The 18,129-nt window shown below is 62.8% G+C and carries 19 protein-coding genes and 1 tRNA gene; 4 read left to right on the top strand and 16 right to left on the bottom strand.

Going from position 1 to position 18,129, the window contains the following annotated elements; all coding sequences use genetic code 11:
• Positions 1–267: 267 nt before the first annotated feature.
• Entirely contained in the window at positions 268–1,326 is a 1,059-nt protein-coding gene (locus ACR9YP_RS20435) for a phosphotransferase family protein (protein WP_474216925.1), read from the bottom strand.
• Between the two features lie 158 nt (positions 1,327–1,484).
• Positions 1,485–2,720 carry an acyl-CoA dehydrogenase family protein gene (locus ACR9YP_RS20430; protein ID WP_128933118.1) on the bottom strand — a complete coding sequence of 412 codons (1,236 nt, stop codon included), beginning with the start codon at positions 2,718–2,720 and terminating at the stop codon, positions 1,485–1,487.
• A gap of 215 nt (positions 2,721–2,935) precedes the next feature.
• On the opposite strand from ACR9YP_RS20430, the gene ACR9YP_RS20425 reads away from it, so the two are divergent.
• A complete protein-coding gene (locus ACR9YP_RS20425; RefSeq protein ID WP_128933117.1) occupies positions 2,936–3,598 on the top strand; it encodes a TetR/AcrR family transcriptional regulator in 663 nt (220 codons plus the stop codon).
• A gap of 345 nt (positions 3,599–3,943) precedes the next feature.
• Here the strand turns inward: ACR9YP_RS20425 and ACR9YP_RS20420 are convergent, their stop codons facing one another.
• The 10 genes from ACR9YP_RS20420 to ACR9YP_RS20375 form a co-directional block, all read right to left on the bottom strand.
• Positions 3,944–4,336 (bottom strand): RidA family protein, encoded by a 393-nt coding sequence (locus ACR9YP_RS20420; protein ID WP_474216924.1) that lies wholly within the window; start codon positions 4,334–4,336, stop codon positions 3,944–3,946.
• A gap of 83 nt (positions 4,337–4,419) precedes the next feature.
• Positions 4,420–4,635, bottom strand: coding sequence for a hypothetical protein (locus ACR9YP_RS20415; RefSeq protein ID WP_091889205.1), 216 nt, complete (start codon positions 4,633–4,635; stop codon positions 4,420–4,422).
• Between the two features lie 168 nt (positions 4,636–4,803).
• Positions 4,804–6,033: a CaiB/BaiF CoA transferase family protein gene (locus ACR9YP_RS20410; RefSeq protein WP_474216923.1), complete on the bottom strand. Its 1,230-nt coding sequence runs from the start codon at positions 6,031–6,033 to the stop codon at positions 4,804–4,806.
• A 175-nt stretch (positions 6,034–6,208) separates the two neighbouring features.
• Positions 6,209–7,414, bottom strand: coding sequence for an MFS transporter (locus tag ACR9YP_RS20405; protein ID WP_474216922.1), 1,206 nt, complete (start codon positions 7,412–7,414; stop codon positions 6,209–6,211).
• Positions 7,415–7,547: 133 nt separating this feature from the next.
• Positions 7,548–8,375: a 3-oxoadipate:acetyl-CoA acetyltransferase gene (locus ACR9YP_RS20400; protein WP_474216921.1), complete on the bottom strand. Its 828-nt coding sequence runs from the start codon at positions 8,373–8,375 to the stop codon at positions 7,548–7,550.
• A gap of 121 nt (positions 8,376–8,496) precedes the next feature.
• Positions 8,497–9,894, bottom strand: coding sequence for an MFS transporter (locus ACR9YP_RS20395; protein WP_474216920.1), 1,398 nt, complete (start codon positions 9,892–9,894; stop codon positions 8,497–8,499).
• A gap of 365 nt (positions 9,895–10,259) precedes the next feature.
• The gene (locus tag ACR9YP_RS20390) at positions 10,260–10,430 is read right to left on the bottom strand and encodes a hypothetical protein (RefSeq protein ID WP_164934807.1); all 171 of its coding nucleotides are present in this window, start codon (positions 10,428–10,430) and stop codon (positions 10,260–10,262) included.
• Positions 10,431–10,471: 41 nt separating this feature from the next.
• Positions 10,472–10,675 (bottom strand): hypothetical protein, encoded by a 204-nt coding sequence (locus ACR9YP_RS20385; RefSeq protein WP_091889217.1) that lies wholly within the window; start codon positions 10,673–10,675, stop codon positions 10,472–10,474.
• A gap of 57 nt (positions 10,676–10,732) precedes the next feature.
• Positions 10,733–12,070: a PQQ-dependent sugar dehydrogenase gene (locus ACR9YP_RS20380; protein WP_474216919.1), complete on the bottom strand. Its 1,338-nt coding sequence runs from the start codon at positions 12,068–12,070 to the stop codon at positions 10,733–10,735.
• Positions 12,067–12,519, bottom strand: a complete 453-nt coding sequence (locus tag ACR9YP_RS20375; RefSeq protein WP_474216918.1) for a DUF2231 domain-containing protein — start codon at positions 12,517–12,519, stop codon at positions 12,067–12,069. Before ACR9YP_RS20375 ends, ACR9YP_RS20380 begins: the two co-directional genes overlap by 4 nt.
• Before the next feature lie 151 nt (positions 12,520–12,670).
• Between ACR9YP_RS20375 and ACR9YP_RS20370 the strand changes: the two genes are divergently transcribed.
• Together ACR9YP_RS20370 and ACR9YP_RS20365 are read left to right on the top strand one after the other, a co-directional pair.
• The gene (locus tag ACR9YP_RS20370) at positions 12,671–12,919 is read left to right on the top strand and encodes a hypothetical protein (protein ID WP_474220979.1); all 249 of its coding nucleotides are present in this window, start codon (positions 12,671–12,673) and stop codon (positions 12,917–12,919) included.
• A gap of 48 nt (positions 12,920–12,967) precedes the next feature.
• The gene (locus tag ACR9YP_RS20365; protein ID WP_474220977.1) at positions 12,968–13,639 is read left to right on the top strand and encodes a Fic/DOC family protein; all 672 of its coding nucleotides are present in this window, start codon (positions 12,968–12,970) and stop codon (positions 13,637–13,639) included.
• 215 nt (positions 13,640–13,854) lie between these two features.
• Here ACR9YP_RS20365 and ACR9YP_RS20360 read toward each other — a convergent pair whose 3' ends face one another.
• The 3 genes from ACR9YP_RS20360 to ACR9YP_RS20350 are packed head-to-tail and all read right to left on the bottom strand — an operon-like array spanning position 13,855 to position 16,576.
• Positions 13,855–14,694 carry a bifunctional allantoicase/(S)-ureidoglycine aminohydrolase gene (locus ACR9YP_RS20360; RefSeq protein ID WP_474221098.1) on the bottom strand — a complete coding sequence of 280 codons (840 nt, stop codon included), beginning with the start codon at positions 14,692–14,694 and terminating at the stop codon, positions 13,855–13,857.
• A gap of 27 nt (positions 14,695–14,721) precedes the next feature.
• Positions 14,722–15,222, bottom strand: a complete 501-nt coding sequence (locus ACR9YP_RS20355) for an ureidoglycolate lyase (RefSeq protein ID WP_474221097.1) — start codon at positions 15,220–15,222, stop codon at positions 14,722–14,724.
• Positions 15,223–15,241: 19 nt separating this feature from the next.
• Complete coding sequence (locus ACR9YP_RS20350; protein WP_474220975.1) at positions 15,242–16,576, bottom strand: C4-dicarboxylate transporter DctA; 1,335 nt, start codon at positions 16,574–16,576, stop codon at positions 15,242–15,244.
• Between the two features lie 205 nt (positions 16,577–16,781).
• On the opposite strand from ACR9YP_RS20350, the gene ACR9YP_RS20345 reads away from it, so the two are divergent.
• Positions 16,782–17,672, top strand: a complete 891-nt coding sequence (locus ACR9YP_RS20345; protein ID WP_438107432.1) for a LysR substrate-binding domain-containing protein — start codon at positions 16,782–16,784, stop codon at positions 17,670–17,672.
• Positions 17,673–17,844: 172 nt separating this feature from the next.
• Here ACR9YP_RS20345 and ACR9YP_RS20340 read toward each other — a convergent pair.
• Positions 17,845–17,918 (bottom strand) — tRNA-Gly (locus ACR9YP_RS20340).
• Between the last annotated feature and the right edge of the window lie 211 nt (positions 17,919–18,129).

Below are 18,129 nucleotides of genomic sequence, written 5' to 3'. Positions count from 1 at the left end.
GCTGGATTGCTTCGCGGAGCCTGTCATCGGGCCGCGCTCCGCGCGGACCCGGTGGCTCGCAATGACGGTGGAACGAGCTCGCCTCATCACCCGGTGTCATGCCCCGGCGTGACCGGGGCATCCAGTACGCTGCGGCTTCTCGGCTCAAGCACTACGCCTCTGGAATACTGGATTGCCCGCTTTCGCGGGCAATGACACCGGAGGTGTGTGGGGACGGCCAACCACAAATGAGAAAAGGCGCGGCCACCGGCCGCGCCTTCGCTCTTCCTAAATTGCGCCCGCCTTCTGCGCGTATTCCCACGATGCCTTCGACAGCGGCACGGTGCGCTTGGCGGATTCGAGCGCTTTTGCATTCGCGGCGGTGCCGTCGCGGATGCGCCCCGCGATACCCTGCGTGATGCCGGCGAGGCGGAACAGATTGTAGGAGAAGTACCAGTTGAGGTCCGGCACGTTCATCTGGGTGACGCTGCAGTAGATCTGCGCGGCCTCTTCCAGGCTCGGGATGTTGAGCGCCTTGAGATCGACGCCTTGCAAGCCCGGCATGATCCACTGCATCAACAGATAGGTGAAGTCGGCCATGGGATCGCCCAGCGTCGACAGCTCCCAGTCAAGCACCGCTTGCACACGCGGTTCCGTCGCATGGAAAATCATGTTGTCGAGACGATAGTCGCCATGGACGATGGAGACGCGCGCCTGCTCCGGCACGGTCTTGGGCAGCCATTCGGCGACCTTCTCGAACTCCGGAATGTGCTGGGTCTCGGAGGCGCGGTACTGCTTGGTCCAGCGGTCGATCTGGCGGGCAAAGTAGTTGCCGGGCTTGCCGAAGTCGCCAAGTCCGATCGCAACGGGATCGAACATGTGGAGTTGCGCCAGCGTCTCGATCTTGCTGGTGAAGATCTTGCGCCGCGCATCGGCATCCTGGCTCGGCAGCGTCGGATCCCAGAACACCCGGCCCTCCTCCATCGACATGATGTAGAAGGCAGCGCCAATGACGCTATCGTCCTGGCACAGCGCGTAGGCGCGCGCGACCGGAAAGCCCTGTTTTCCAAGGGCTGCAATCACGCGGTATTCGCGATCGACGGCGTGCGCCGAAGGCAGCAATTTGCCGAACGGCTTTCGGCGCATCACATAGGAACGGTTCGGCGTGTCGAGCCGATAGGTCGGGTTGGACTGGCCGCCCTTGAACTGGAGGACGACCAGCGGGCCCTCATAGCCTTCGACGTTGTCGCGCATCCAGGCCTCGAGCCGCAGTTCGTCGAAACGATGCCGCTCCTCGACCGGCTTGGTGCCCGAAAACTCCTCGTCTTTCCTGACGCCGTCAGCCACGATGACGCTCCCTCTTCAGTCCTGACCTTTTCAGGTCGAGCATGATCCTAATCGGTAACCACTGGCGCACTTGCGTCAAGCGGTCATCCGACGCGGATCATGCCCTGTCGCTTCGTCAAGTCGGGAACGCCGTCCGGCTCTCCCTCTCGATGACTTGTTTAGTGACTTGGAGAGTTTGCATACTTCCGAAGTTCAAGTCTGGCAATGGCGCGGTTGTGCACCTCGTCCGGACCGTCGGCGAGCCGCAGCGTGCGGATGTGGGCGTAGTCCTTGGCAAGGCCGGCTTCATCCGAGACGCCGCCGCCGCCAAAGGCCTGAATCGCCTCGTCGATGATCTTCAGCGCCATGTTGGGCGCTGCGACCTTGATCATCGCGATCTCGGCCTGCGCGGTCTTGTTGCCGACCTTGTCCATCATGTCGGCCGCCTTGAGGCACAGAAGACGCGTCATCTCGATATTGGTACGGGCCTCCCCGATGCGTTGCTCCCACACCGAATGCTCGACGATCTTCTTGCCGAAGGCCGTGCGCGAGGCGAGCCGCTTCACCATCTTCTCCAGCGCCTCCTCGGCCTTGCCGATGGTGCGCATGCAGTGATGAATGCGTCCCGGACCGAGACGGCCCTGCGCGATCTCGAAACCACGGCCTTCCCCTAATAGGATGTTCTCCTTCGGCACCCGCACGTTCTCGAGCAGCACCTGGGCGTGGCCGTGCGGCGCGTCGTCGAAGCCGAACACGGGCAACATCTTCTCGACCTTGATGCCGGGGGTGTCGAGCGGAACCAGGATCTGCGACTGCTGCTGGTGCTTGGCCGCCTTGAAATCGGTCTTGCCCATCAGGATCGCGATCTTGCAGCGGGGATCGCCGACGCCGGACGACCACCATTTGCGGCCGTTGATGACGTAGTGGTCGCCGTCCTTCTCGATGCGGGTCTCGATGTTGGTGGCGTCCGACGAGGCCACCGCTGGTTCCGTCATCAGGAAGGCGGAACGGATCTCGCCGTCCATCAGCGGGCGCAGCCATTTGCGCTTCTGCTCCTTGGAGCCGTAACGGATGAACACTTCCATGTTGCCGGTGTCGGGCGCGGAACAGTTGAACACCTCCGAGGCCCAGGTGATGCGGCCCATCTCTTCCGAGAGCAGCGCATATTCGAGATTGGTCAGCCCCGCGCCGCGGAATTCGTCATCCTCGTGCTCCGACGGCGGCAGGAACATGTTCCAGAGGCCCTCGGCCTTCGCCTTCTTCTTGAGGTCTTCCAGGACCGGAATCACCTTCCAGCGGTCGCCGCTCTTGTCCTGCTGGTCATAGACCGGCACCGCCGGGCGCACGTGCTTGGCCATGAAGGACTGCACGCGGTCGAGCCATTCCTTCTGCTTGGGGGACAGATCGAAATCCATAGGACGCTCCTCGTCTTGCTCTCTGAACAATCTCTTGCGCCGGACTGTCCCGCCGCCGCGCGCGACCCGCAAGCGCGAATGCGCGTGCGTTGCGGCCGCCTCGGAACGGAATCGCAAGTTGCGAACGAGTCCCGATTACGGATTGACATTTCCGGCCTTCAAACGATAGTTTCATACAACTGTTTGAATTGCAACTCCCCTCATCCAGGGCACTCATGGCCAGCGATCATACGAGGTCTGCCATTCTCGCCGCCGCCGAACGGCTCTATGCCGATCGCGGCTTCGGCGACGTGACGCTGCGCGACATCGTCGCGGAGGCCAATGTCAATCTCGCCGCGGTGAACTATCATTTCGGCTCGAAAGATGAATTGATCGCCGAATTGTTCGTCACGCGCTCGATCGCGACCAATCGCGAGCGCTTGCGCGAACTGAAGGCGGCGGAGGAGCAAGGCGGCGGGCGCGCGCCCATCGAGGTGATTTTGCGCGCGCTCGTCGGCCCGACCTTGCGCGGCTGCCTCGGCCCCGAGAACCAGCGCTCCACTGCGGCACGCTTCATGATCCGCGCCTCGATCGAATCCGTGCCGCCGATCCGCCGCATCAAGAACCGCGAGATCGACCATTTGCGCAAATTCGCCGGCGCGATGCGGAGATCCCTGCCCGAGCGCAGCGACGTCGAGATCTATTGGGGCCTGAACTTCGCGCTCGCCATGGCGCACCACACCATCCGCGAGAGCGAGCGGCTGACGAAGCTGTCGGAAGGCAAATGCGATCTCGACGACGTCGAGGACGTGGTCGCCCGCGTCGTCAGCGTCGCGACGATGGCCCTGACGGCGGGAAAGGCCGAGACGAAGGTGTCGTCAAAGGTGGCGGCGCGTTAGTCGAAAAGGTAGCCACACCGACGCTGCGCTCCCTCGCCCCGTTTGCGGTAGGGCTATCGCATATGCATTTCGCGGGGACCACCCGCGAGTTTGCTCGGCCTCTCCCGCAAGCAGGAGAGGCCGACGCGTCCCGGGCGATGCGAAGCATCGTCCCGAGCGCGGCGGGTGAGGGCTCTCACCGCACTGGGATCGCCTCCGCAATTCTCGACAATCCCGACGCGGAGGCACCCCCACCCCAGCCCTCCCCCGCAAGCGGGAGAGGGAGCCCACTGCCGATGCCGAAGCATTATTCACGCCATATGCGATAGCCCTACCGCTTGCGGAGAGAAGCGAAAGGATCGCCCCTTACATCATCGCGATGCAGTCGATCTCGACGTCGAAGGGACCGAACCATTCCGGCGTGCAGACGAAGATCCGCGCCGGCGGATCGAGCGGGAAGTAGCGCGCATAGACGGTGTTGAAGGCGGCGAAATGCTTCGTCGAGGTGCAGTAGACGTTGCACTTCATGACGTTGTCGAGCGAGGCGCCGGCCGTCTGAAGGCACAGCTTCATCTGCTCCATGACGAGCTCGCTCTGCCGCTCGATCGGAACGGAGACGATCTCGCCCGTCTCGGGGTCGAACGGCGGCAGGCCGGCGACGAAGATCATATTGCCGGCGCGCGTCACCGGCGAGGTCGGCGCCTTCCAGCGGTCGAGAAACGTCGAGATCGGTTCGACGCGGAGCGCTTCGCGTTTCATGGCGGCCACCTTCGGTTCGAGCGAGCCGTGCTACATCATATTGCAGCCGGCATGGTTCGCTTTCGATCGAAGTGTGGCGGGCCCTAGACCCGCTGCGGCATCTCCTCGGCCTCTTCCTTGGCGAGCAGCAGCAGCATCTCGATGCCCATCTCGCCTTCCTGCGGTGAACGGATGAACTTGATCTCATCGGAACTTTGCCGCAGCGCGGCAATGATGGCGACGGCCTGATTTGCGGTCGCCGCCTCGGTCGCCAGAATTCCCTTCTGGTTCTTGGCCTGGAACCCGATCGTGTAGGACATTCGCTTCCCTCCCGCTCAAGTGGAGAGATCGGATCAGAATCGGGCGCGCGGCGAAAGCCTGTGCGACTACGGACCGGGATTATCTGGGGATTGCGGGCAAGCTTCAGGCAAGCCCGAGCATTGCGCGGGCTTCGTCGGCGGTTGCGACCGCCGTCCCCCCGAAGTGCGCTAAATGATGCCCTGCTGCTTCAGCGTCTCGATCTGGCCGGCATCATAGCCGAGCTTGCCGGTGAGCACCTCCTGGGTGTGCTCGCCCAGAAGCGGCGGCGCGCGGTAGTCCTTGATCGGGGTCTCGGACAAAGTGAGCGCGTTGCGGACCAGCGACAGATCGGGCTCGAAGGGATGGTGGACCTTCACCCGCATGCCGCGCGACTGGACGTGCGGATCGGAAAACACCTGCTCGAAATTGTTGATCGGCCCTGAGGGCACGCCGGCCTCCTCGAGCTTTTCCAGCCAATAGGCCACCGGCTTCTTCAGGAACAGGCCGGCGAAGATCGCCATGATCTCCTTGCCGTGCACGACGCGGTCGTTGTTCTTGATGAAGCGCTTGTCGCTGGCGAGCTCGGGCTCGCCGAGCACGGCGCAGGTGCGCTGGAACTGGCCGTCATTGCCGACCACCAGCATCAGCTCACCGTCGGTACAGCGGAACACGCCGGCCGGCATGCCGCCATTGCCCCAGGTGCCGCGGCGCGGCGGTGTCTTGCCGTTGACGAGGTAGATCTGGAGCCAGTGCGACAACGACGCGATGACAGTATCGAACAGACAGACGTCGATGTGCTGTCCCGCCCCGCCATTGGCGTCGCGATGATAGAGCGCCGAGAGAATCCCGATCGATGAGTTCATGCCGGTCATGTAGTCGACGATCGAGGGACCGACCTTCATCGGGCCCTCGCCCGGCTCGCCGTCGATATGGCCGGTGACGCTCATCAGGCCGCCCATCGCCTGCAGGATGGCGTCATAGCCGGCGCGCGGCGCGTATGGGCCGGTCTGGCCAAAGCCGGTCACCGAGCAATAGATGATGCCGGGATTGATCGCCTTGATCGATTCATAGTCGAGGCCGTAGCGCTTGAGATCGCCGACCTTGTAGTTCTCCATGAAGACGTCGACGTCCTTGGCGAGCTCGCGGATGATCGCCTGCCCCTCCGGCTTGGCGATGTTGACCGTGACCGACTTCTTGTTGCGGTTGGCGCAGAGGTAGAACGAGTTGTTGTTGTTCGCCTTGCCCTCGGGATCGGCGAGGTAAGGCGGGCCGAAGGCGCGCGCGTCGTCGCCGGTGCCCGGCCGCTCGATCTTGATGACCTCCGCGCCCAGGTCCGCCAGCATCTGGGCCGACAGGGGTCCTGCGAGCACGCGGGTGAGGTCAAGGATCTTGATGCCTGAAAGCGGCAAGGCCGACATGTCGATTTCCTCCGGGGAACTGGAATCTTGGCGCGGCGGCTCGAAGCTCTGGCCGCGCTCCTTGCGGATACACCATTTTCGGGCGTCGAGCACTGCACTGGCGGCATACGGCCATCCCCTGCCCGGCGACAGCATCGGCTCTGGACGTCGAATTCCGCGCCGTGAATATTTTTTCTTAGGTCAGGGCTGCGGCGACAATTCGCGGCCGGCGCCGGCCGAGCAGGACCAGGATCAGCACGGTCGCGCAGGAGCAGACGAAGGTGAGACCGAGCGCGCCGCGGCTGCCGAACTCCGTGAGCAAACCGACGAGGAGCGGCGGCGAGACTGCCGAGGCGAGATTGAGCGGCAGCGCGATCATCGACATGGCCTTGGCGAACGCGGCCTGGTCGTAGAACACCAGCGGGATGGTCGCCCGCGCCACCGCCATTGCGCCGCTGCCGGCGCCATAGAGCAGGATGAAGACCGCGACTGCCCAGGTCGTGCCCTCGCTCATCATCAGCAGCAGCATCGCCACCGGCAAGGCCGTGCCTGCGACGAGGCCGGTCGTGATGCCGTCCCATCGCCCGCCCCCGAGGAAGTCCAGCCCGCGCGCGCTGACCTGGATCACACCGAGCATCGAGCCGAAGGCAATGGCCTGCGCCGGCGCCAGTCCCTCCGCCCGGAGCAGCTCGATGAGAATGGCGGAAAGGCCGAAATTGACGAAGGCATTGAGGGTGATCGCGGCCACGACGAGACGAAACGTGCTCCGCCCAATTGGAGGCGCATCCTCAGGCTTGGCCGGCGCACCGCCATCGCCTTCGGCGCCTCTCCGGCGCGGAGCCGCGAACGCATAGAGGGGAAGCGAAACGAGAATCAACATGGCGGCATAGACGAGGCATGTACCACGCCAGCCGAGGTGACCGCTCAGGAACGATGTGGCCGGCCAGAAGATGCTGTTGGACAGTCCCGTCACCAGCATGAGCGCGCCAATCGCGCTCTTGGCCTGCCGCCCGGCAACCTCGTTCAGCATGATATAGGCGCCGGTCGACAACGTGGCGCTGCCGGCGATGCCGAGCACGATCCAGGCGGCGAAATAGAGCATCGGCTCGTGCGCCAGCGACAGCAGCACGAAGCCCGGCACAGTGACGATCGTGCCGATCATCATGACCGTCCGCGCGCCATGCCGCGCAAACGACTTGGCGAGCCAGGGGGCGCACAGTCCCATCGAGACATAGAGAACGGACGTCCCCGCGAACACCGCCGGCAGGCTCATGCCGAGATCCGCCGCAAGGTCGCGCCCGATGATGGCGGGAAGCCCGATCGTGCCCCATCCGACCAGCTGCGTGATCGCGAGCACCAGCAGGACCCCAATGAGCCTGCTGTCAGATTTCAAGAACCGCATTCCAAATGTCGCCTGCCCGCCAGGCGCCGATCGCGCCTGTGCCCCCGTCATATCCGGAGACTCGGCGCACGGGAACGCCGGCCGCCGAATGGCAGGAGGCAGCCGGGAGCATGTCGACCGGTGGACGGTTGCCCTACCCTGCGATCCCGAGCAAGGATCGCGCCTCAGTCGCGGTCGCGACGCGCCGGCCGTGCCGTGCGACGGCCTCGGCCGCGATGGCCACCAGCTCTGCGTTGCTGGCGGCCAGGCGCGTCTTGTCGATCCTGATATTGTCCTCGAGCCCGGTGCGAACCGCGTCGGCGCCCCGCGCGAGCGCCCAGCCCATGACCTCGGCTTGATGGCGCCCGATTCCGGCTGCAGTCCAGGTTGCTTTCGGGATCAGCCGCCTGAGCTCTCCCAACAGGATGTCGAGGACATGTTCGTCCGCCGGCATCGCGTTCTTGACGCCCATGACGAACTGCACGTGCGGACGCTGGTCGATCAGGCCCGCCTCGATCAGGCGGCGGGCGCCATGTAGATGCGACAAATCGAAGATCTCGATTTCCGGCAAAATGCCATTCGCTTTCATGCTGGTGGCGAGCGTTTCGACCAGCGCGGCGCTGTTTTCGTAAACTATCGTCGGAAAGTTCACTGAGCCGGTGGAGAGCGAGGCCATGTCGGGCTTGAGATAAAGCGCTGAGCCGCGCGCCGAGGGATCGCGGCCCCGCCCGCCGGTCGAGAACTGGACGATCATGCCCGGACAATGCTTCCTGATCCCCTCCTGCACCAGGGCAAATCGCTCGGGGTTGGAGGACGGCGTCTCGTCATCGTTTCGAACATGGATATGCGCAAGCGTGGCGCCGGCCTCGAAGGCTTGTTGCGTCGATTCGATCTGCTCGGACGGCAGGATGGGGACCGCCGGATTGTCCTTCTTGCGCGGAACGGAGCCGGTGATCGCGACAGCAACGACAGCGGGGTTCATCCAACAACCTCATGATTCCAGCGCTCGCGCGCACAAGTTCGAGTCGTTAGTCACGCTATGCGTGAAGCCCTGCCGCTGCAACCTTCGTCAATTGCAGCGGCATGGCCTTGTTCTGTCCGGATCAGGTCGGAATTGCGGTCGCACCGCCCGCTGCTGCCGCACGCTGCCGCTCATAGTCGGCCCGCGCCATGGGAACGGCCTGGGGATTACCGAGATCGTCGATGCTGATCCGATAGGTTTCGCGCGCCGTGACGGCCGCCAGTGCCGCGATGACAGTGATGCCGAAGGCGATCGCCCCCACCGTCAAGGAAATGTTGGTCGAGCCGGGAGGAGCCACGGTCGCAAACAGAGCAGGAAGCAATGCCGTGATGGTCGTGCCGATGTTCTGCGAGATCGCCATCGCCGACACACGGGTGCGCGTCGGAAACAGCTCCGGGTAAAAGCTCGGGAAGATCGCGTTGTAGCCCTGATAGACCACGCCCCACATCAGGAGCGACAGGAGGATCGCGAGCGGCACGTTCCTGATGCTGATGGCATAGAGATAGCCGAAGGCGAGCAGGCCGGAGAGCAGCGCGCCCACGATGATCGGGGGCTTGCGGCCGACCTTGTCGGAGAGATGGCCGACGAAGGGAATGACGAACACAGCCAGCATGTTTCCGAGCACCGGAATCCACAGATAGACGTCCTTGGCAAAGCCGATGCCATAGGCCGGCTGGACCGCGTAGGCCGCCCCAAAGATGGTCGCAACGACCGGAATGACATTCATGAGCGCCATGCAGATGACCCGCAGCATGTCGGGCCAGCTCAGCTTGATGGCCTGGACGATCGGAGCCCGTGGCGTTTCTCCCCGCTCGTCCTCTCGGGCAAAAGCAGGCGTTTCGTCGACTTCGCGGCGAATGATGTAGCCGGCGACGATGACGAAGAAGCTGAGCAGGAACGGAATCCGCCAGCCCCAGCTGTTGAAGGCGTCGGTCGGCATATAGGCCGCCAGCGGCAGGAAGACGGCTGCCGCGAGAATTTGTCCGGCCTGCACGCCCTGGAGCGCGAAGCTTGCATAAAAGCCGCGCCGACCGAACGGCGCGTGCTCCAGGATCATCGAGCTCGCGCCGGAGATTTCACCGGCCACGGCAAATCCCTGCACAAGTCGCAGGATGACGAGCAGGATCGGCGCCATGATGCCGGCCTGCTGATACGTCGGCAGGACACCTACCGCCATCGTCGAAAGGCCCATCAGGAACATGCAAAGGATGAGAACGGTCTTGCGGCCATGCGTGTCGCCCCAATGTCCGAGGACGAAGGCACCGATCGGCCGCGCCACGTATCCGACGCCATAAGTCGCAAGCGATGCGACGATTGCGACTGTGGGATTGTCCGACGGGAAGAAGATCTGCGGGAAGATCAGCGAGGCGGCTGTCGCGTAGATGAAGAAGTCATAATATTCGAGAGCCGACCCGATCCAGCCGCTTGCGGCAGCCTTCCTGGACTGAGTCATGTCATGGATCGCGCGCGTCGTGACCATCTCAAAATCCTCCCAATCTGGTTTGCTGACGGCCCGTTGGCGGGCTTCGTTGGAAAATTGGGCAGCAATCTCCGGGCGCTCTGCGGAGTTTCGCGAGCGCTTGTCACTGCCGGTCGGTGTCTGATTGGGGGCGACAATAGGCTTTCGCCGGGCTAACACAATTACCCAGTTATGCGATAAACCTAACATGATGTTATGCCGGGCGAACGCCCGGACACGGCTATGCGCGCGGACTGGCGGCCGGCACTCCCGATGGCATCGAAGCCGACCGTCTCGATTTCAACCCCTGTGCCGAGGTTGCGGTTGGGATTGCCGCGCGGCGCGGGCGGTTTGATCGTCAGATCATGAGCCGCCGCAGAGCCGCTTCACGCGGTGTGGCCGGGCTCGATATGCTTCGGCGTCTTCTTGTCGCGTTGCGGCGTCATCCTGGCCGGGTCGGGCGCGCCGGGCACGCCGCGCGGGCCGAGCTGATCGCGCTGGATATCGTCTTCGGACAGCGGCGGCTCGACGCCGTTCTGCTCGCGAGGCTTGGTCATCTTGGCCTCCTCCTCTCGAATGCTATCCGCGTCGCGGCGCTCTAGACACCGAGTGCAGTCTCGCCGGCTTCGCGGCCAGGGACGCTGACATGGACTTCATGTCCCTCACGAAGGGCAAGGGATGCCGCGGCAACCGCCGATTCGAATGCGGCTTCCTTGGTGGCGTATCTGCTCTTGACGTCGCCGTCGTGCAGCACGCCCCATTCGTCCTGCACCGGCACGATGGCATATTGAGCAAGGCCCATGATCCAACTCCTGGCTTGGCGTTCAGAGACCGTCTGCCCGATAACGCGCCGGCGCGCTTAACGTTGCGTCAGCTGTGGATGCACCGCCGTCACCCGCCACACCGTGTTGCCACTGTCGTCGGCCACCAGCAGCGCGCCGGTCTTGTCGATGGCGACGCCGACGGGACGTCCGCGCGCCTGATTGTCGCTGTTGAGGAAGCCGGTTACGACATCCTGCGCCGGCCCGCTCGGCTTGCCGTCCGCAAACGGCACGAACACGACCTTGTAGCCATTCAGCACCTGCCGGTTCCAACTGCCGTGCTCACCGACGAAGGCGCCATTGCGATAGGCGGCCGGCAAACTCGTGCTGGTGCTGAAAGCCATCCCGAGCGGGGCGACATGCGAGCTCAGCGCGTAGTCCGGCACGATCGCCTTGGCGACGAGGTCCGGCTGCTCCGGCTTGACGCGGGGATCGACGTGCTGGCCCCAATAGCTGTAAGGCCAGCCGTAGAAGCCGCCGTCCTTCACCGACGTCATGTAGTCGGGCACGAGATCGGGACCGATCTCGTCGCGCTCGTTCACCACTGCCCACAGCGCACCGGTCTGCGGCTCGAAGCTGAGGCCGTTCGGATTGCGCAGGCCGCTTGCGAAGACGCGCCAGCGGCCGCTGGCACGATCGACCTCGAGGATGGCAGCGCGATTGTGCTCGGCCTCCATGCCGTTTTCGGTGATGTTGCTGTTGGAGCCGACGCCGGCATAGAGCTTTAAGCCGTCGGGGCTCGCGACCAGGCTCTTGGTCCAATGATGATTGATCGGCCCGCCTGGCAGCGGCGTCAACACCGTGCCGGGCGCGGTGATCTTGGTATCGCCCTCGGTGTAGGGATATTTCACGATCGCATCGGTGTTGGCGACATAGAGATCGTTGCCGACCAGCGCGACGCCGAACGGCGAGTTGAGACGGTTGAGGAAGACACTTTGCGTGTCAGGCACGCCGTCGCCATTGCTGTCACGCAGGAGCGTGATGCGGTTACCCGGCCCGGTGTCGCCGCCGCCCGATGTCGCCCAGGACTCGATATATCCCATGACGATCTCCTTGGGCCGCTTGATCGCGGCCCCCTTCGGCGCCTTGGATTCCACCACCAGCACGTCGCCGTTGGGCAGCACGTAGAGGAAACGCGGATGCTGCAAGCCGGTCGCGAACGCCTTGGCCTGCAAGCCCTGGGCAACGGCCGGTGTCTCGTCCTTCTTCCAGCCGACGATGCGGGCGATGTGGACCGGCGGCAGCAGATATTGCTGGATCTCCGGCAGCGTCGGATTGGCGCCGATTTGCGCCTTCGGATCGCCGCTGCCGTCATTGCAGCCGGCCAGACACAGCAACGAAGAGCACAACAGCGCGCGGGCAATGGAGAACTTCATCGCGCAACTCCCACACCGTGGCGATAGACCATGGCCCAGCCGAGCCAGCCGGTGACGGGCAGGATCAGCACGGTCAGCGCCGAAAGCGCGAGCCCGGTTGGCCACACCGAGGTCCAGGCATCGCGCATGTGAATCATCGTGTTGAAGATCGCAAGGACCAGCGCCACCGCGTTGCCGATCAGATGCGGCCAGGCCGGCGCTTGCGTCCGCACCAGCCGGTTGCCGAGGAAATCGGTCAGGCCTGCGATAGCCGCGAGCACGCCGAAGATGACGCCGACGAGCAGGAGCCAGGCGGAAAAATCCGCCCACATGATCTCGGCGCTCGCGACATAGGCGATATCAGTGAACAGCGCCCCGATGAAGCACACGATCGGGATCGGCACCAGCATTGGGTGAATCGGATGACCCGCGATCTGAGCCGTGGAGCGCACGCGCACGTCGTCTTGCACGGTTGACCTCGTGTGACTTTCGTCCCGCCCGACCGGGAAACTCGTGCTTGCGATGATGGTTCCTGGGACAGCGCAGGCGAGCCGTGTCCGACAGGGATAGAGCTTTCCCGGGTCATGAACCCGTGTAATCTCAGCTAAGAAGTGCTATACTATGAATATGGACAAGCTAACCGCCACCTCGACAGCAGAGCACATTCGGACCCTCGCGCGGACGTTCCATGTGTCCTACTCCGAGGGTCCTAGCGACCGATTGGCTCATGATATCTCGCGCCTAGCTGGCGATACGGTCGAGTTGGACGAGATCGAACAGCTGCTCATTGGTTTGGTCCGCGCCGAGCGGATTACACGCTCCGAAATGATCATTCTTCAGGCCCGCTATCTTCGTGAAGCCCGATCGTGACTTTCGATCCTTTCGGCGACTTCGAAGCGCGCGGATACCTACGTAATCTTGCCGAAGAGAAAGACTGCGATTGTACGGCGGCTCGAACATGCCTCTTTCACGACTGGGATCGACGAGGCGTTCGCCGCTCTTCAGAAAAAGAAGACCCTGACCTACGCGGACGTACTGACCACGCACAAGACCGAAGCTATGTATCCGTGGGCTGGGCACGACCGTCTTCAAACGGCGCCGAATATCGCCGTGAGCCGGGGCGGCATTCTGTTCGCACATCCCGGGTATATTCAAAACGCGATCGAACACGCTCTGAAGCTCGGCAGCGATCCCAAGACCATGCGCGAAAAACCCGGAGAGGTCATGGGCTATCTCGCTCACGGTCATCCTTTCTTGGACGGCAATGGTCGCACGATCATGGTGGTTCACTCCGTACTGGCTCAACGCGCCGGTTTCAGTATCGATTGGGCCTCGACGGATAAAACCGCTTACCTACAAGCATTGACAAAAGAATTGGATGATCCGGGCAAAGGCATCCTCGACAAATATCTCAAATCTTACATCCAGTCGGCGGTCTCCAATCTGAAAGAGCACATCGCAGCGGCAAAAGGCCTCGACGGCGGCACGGGGGATGCCGACACTATTCGTGGAAGCAATGACGACCCAGCCGTGCAAGCCGAGTACAAGCAACAACAACTCAAACGCAACGCGCAAAGCAGGAGCGCTTGATTGTTCGCCTTCTGACCGACGAAAAGCCGCTCGAATGGAGCGTCGAGAACCGGACTAATGCCCGACTAAGCTTCCAATTCTGAAGCCGGCAGGAAAAGCGCTATGCAAATGCTGGAAAAATTATTCCGAAGCGTATCACCCGCTCCCCTTTTGGGGGCGATTGGAGCGGGGGCCCTACCCGAAGCCGACTTGCCCGAAACTGACGTTATTCGAGGTTAGATCAGCGGAGCTCCCTGCCGCAGATTCATGTGCCGGTTGACGTCCTTGTAGAGCAGATAGCGAAACCGACCGGGGCCTCCTGCGTAGCAGGCCTGCGGGCAGAAGGCGCGGAGCCACATATAGTCTCCGGCCTCGACCTCGACCCAGTCCCGATTGAGACGATACACGGCTTTGCCCTCGAGGACATATAATCCGTGCTCCATGACGTGCGTCTCTGCAAAGGGGATCGTCGCACCCGGCTCGAACGTGACGATATTGATGTGCATGTCATGCCGCATATCGGCCGGATCGATGAAGCGCGTGGTTGCCCATCTTCCCTCGGTGCCCGGCATCGCTACCGGTTCAACCGAGTCTGCATGGGTCACTATCACCTCGGGCTCGGCCAATCCGGGCACGCGCTGATACAGCTTGCGGATCCAGTGAAGCTGTGCCGGGCTCTGGTCCCGGTTGCGAATGCTCCAGGCGCAGCCAGGTGGCAGATAGGCGAAGCCGCCGGGCCTGAGCTCACGCTCCCTGTCCGCCAATGTCAGGACCAACCTGCCGCCCGCGACGAACAACGCGCCCTCGGCATCCTTGTCCGGCTCGGGAATCTCACTTCCTCCACCCGGCGCGATCTCCATAAGATAATGGGAGAAGGTCTCGGCGAATCCGGAGAGCGGTCGCGCCAGCACCCAGACACGCGTGCCGTCCCAGTGCGGCAGGTGGCTGACGACGATATCGCGCTGCACGCCGTTGGGGATGACGGCGTAGGCGTTCGTAAAGACCGCCCGGCCACTCAGAAGATCCGTCTGGGGCGGAAGGCCCCCTTGCGGGATGTGATAGGTTTGCGATGACATCATCAAGCCTCGTGGTCGTTACCGGGGTCAGCTTGCGGCTGTCCTGAGATCGAGTTGCATCGTCTCGTCCAGCCAATATTCTTCGAGATTGTCACCGCCACCCTTGCGATCGACGACGAGGAACGAGCTTGCGTCCTTGAGAACCAGAAGCGGGTGGTGCCAACAGTTTCGGGCATAATTCACGCCTTGGTTGCCCTTGGCAGCGAACGCGCGATAGCTCGAGGGTGTTTGCGGGTCGGTGCAGACGACGACCAGCCAGTCCCCTCCGTTCAAGGGCATAAACAGCTGGCTTCCAAGTGGATGACGCTCCATCAGGCGAATGGCGATCGGCGCGGGGCGCGCAAAGGCGACAAACCAGCCGATGTTGATTTGTCCGCCTTCCGCGCCGACATCGATAGTGGCGAGTTCGTTGTAGCGCTCGGCATAGCCCTGGTTGATCGACAGGGCCGTCAACCCTTCCGTTTCGACGACGTCTCCGAACGGAGCGAACGCCTGCCTGGTCAAGGGCTCAATCGAGAGTATCGCCATCGTCACCCAATGCCTCAGTTCAGCTCGTCTGCAGGCCCGCGACGGGAGCGTTCGCGCCGGCCGGATCGATCTGCACGTTCTCGCTTGAAGGCACGATCTCACCATCGAGGATGCGATGCGCCTTCGCCCGATCGAGGTCGCCCTCCCACGAGGCGACGACGACCGTGGCAACGCAGTTTCCGACATAGTTGCCGAGCGCGCGAGCGATGCCGATGAACCAGTCCACCGACAAGATCAGCACCAGTCCGATCGCCGGGATGGCCGGAATGGCAGCCAGCGTCGCCGCGAGGACGACAATGGCCGAGCCCGGGACGCCATGAGCCCCCTTGGAGGTGAGCAACGCGATGCCGAGGATCGCCAGGAGATCCCCCGTGGCGAGCGGCGTGTTCGTCGCCTGTGCAATGAAGACCGCCGCCAAGGTCAAGTAGATCGAGAAGGCATCCAGATTGAATGAGTACCCTGTCGGGATGACCAAACCGACCGTCGACCGCTTGATCCCGAGCTGTTCGAGCTTGCGCATGGTCTGCGGAAGCACGCTGTCGCCTGCGGCCGTGCCGAGAACGATCATCAGCTCTTCACGCAGATAGACGAGCAATTTGAACAGGCTGAAGCCCGACAGCCGCATGATCGCTCCAAGAACGATGACGACGAAGAAGAACACCGCCAGATAGAACAGGGCAACGAGTCCCCCGAGCTGCTTGAGCGAACCGATGCCATACTTGCCGACAGTGAAGGCGATCGCACCGAAGACTCCGAGCGGGGCAAGCCGGACGACGAAGTTCATCATCTTGAAGATGATCTCGTTCACCCGCTCGACGAAATCGACCACCGGCCTCGCGCGCTCGCCGCACAACGACATGGCGCAGCCAAACATGATCGAGACGATCAGGACCTGCAGAACATCGCCGGAGCTGAAGGCACCGACGATGGTCGAGGGGATGAGTTTCATCAGGAATTCGGAGACGCCGCCGCCGGCGACCTGAGCCGCGGTCTGGCTGAATCCGCTGAGCGCCTTGGCGTCCAGCGTCCTCGGATCGATGTTCATTCCGGCGCCGGGCTGGAAATAATAAGCAAGCGCAATGCCGAACATCAGGGCGATGGTGGTGACGATCTCGAAATAGAGCAGCGAGCGAATGCCGACCCTTCCAACCTTTGAAAGGTCGCCGGCCGCCGATATTCCCTGCACCACGACGCAGAACACGATGACCGGCACCAGCATCTTGATCAGCTTGATGAAGCCGTCGCCCAGGGGCTTCATCTGCAATGCAGTATCCGGATAGGCCATGCCGAGAGCGATACCGGCCAGAAGTGCGACGACCACCTGGAAGAAGAGTGACTTGAAAATCTTGGGCATGGCTTTCCTCGCTCGCTGGGCTTTCATTTGTCTGGCTTGATCGGCCTTTAGCCTTCGCCACACTTATCGTTGGCGGCGACGTGAAGTCGCCGCGGATGGAGCCATTCGGTCGCGGCAGCACGCGAGAGGTCTCCGCCGGTCATTCGTTGACCAGCCTCGTTGCCAAGTCCAATATATAGAACGACACGATTGATAGGTTTTCGCTATGGATCTGCGCCAGCTCCGGTACTTCATCGCGGTTGCCGAAGAGCGGAGCTTTACCCTCGCCGCCCGACGGCTGAACCTCTCGCAGCCGCCGCTCAGCCAACATGTCCAGGCGCTCGAGGCCGAACTCGGGACCCAGCTCCTCTACAGGACCAGCCGCAGGGTTGAGTTGACGCAGGCCGGAGAAGCCATGCTGGTGCGGGGGCGCGCGATCCTGCAGCAGGTCAAAGCCACCGAAGACGAGGTCCGGTCGATAGGCGCCGGCTTGGTCGGAACGCTGGATGTCGGGGCGACCGGCTCGATCTTGCGCGGGCGTCTCGCCGAGCTGCTCGCGGCCTACCGGAAGGTCGCACCATTGGTCAAGATGACCGTGCATGAGCAGGCGCCGGCGCTGCAGATCGCCGCGCTCCTTGGCCGTACCACCAACATCTGTCTCATTCGCGGCATTCCCGCCGAACGCGACCTGACCAGCAAGCTGGCGTGGCGCGAAGAGGTCGTTCTGGCCGTGCCCCGCAGCCATCGGCTGGCGCAACGCAAGCGCATCGCCCTCGGTGATCTCGCCTCCGAGGATCACGTCGTCCTGGATCCGGACAGCTCCGATTTCGCCCGCTACGTGCAGAAGTGCTGTGTCGACGCCGGCTTTCTACCAAAGGTTTCCCAGCAAGTCGTCGACGCCCAGTCGATCCCAAGTCTGATTGCCGCAGGTTTTGGCGTGGCACTCGTGCCGCGGTCGATTGCGCGGTTCACAACGACCGACATCGTCTTCCGCCCGATCAGGCCCTCGCCGCCCATGGCCGATGTGTATCTGGTGTTCAGGGAGGACGAGACGTCGATGGTGGTGCACAATTTCATCAAGCTCGCTCTTCAATACCTCAACCACCGAAGAGCCTGAGCCACGTCCACGTCATCGAACATGCCGGCAGTGGCGCCCCCTGCTCAGACCACAGCGATAGTTTTCTTTGACCACATGTGTGGCCGTCATGCCGAAGGCCCAGGGACAAATGCCGATGGTCGTCGACAAAGCGCGACGTGTCGGAATGAAACGTCTAAGCTGTTGAGAACATTGGAGCGGGTGAAGGGAATCGAACCCTCGTATTCAGCTTGGAAGGCTGCTGCTCTACCATTGAGCTACACCCGCGTCAGGGGCTCCCTAACACGGCCGGACGGCGGTCTCAACTGCCGCGACGGTGACTTTTCGCAGCTTGCCGGCCTTACGAACAGGCCTCGGTTCCGGCCGATCGGCCTGCCCTTAACAGCTGCGGCCTTACAACCTATATTGGAATCTCCCGAAACCAACGAAAGGAGGTGATCCAGTGTCTTATCTCAAGCGCTGTCACCTCGCTGGGATC

It is taken from the genome of Bradyrhizobium sp. BR14999 (genome assembly GCF_056106085.1).
This window is presented reverse-complemented; position numbering and strand designations above follow the sequence as displayed.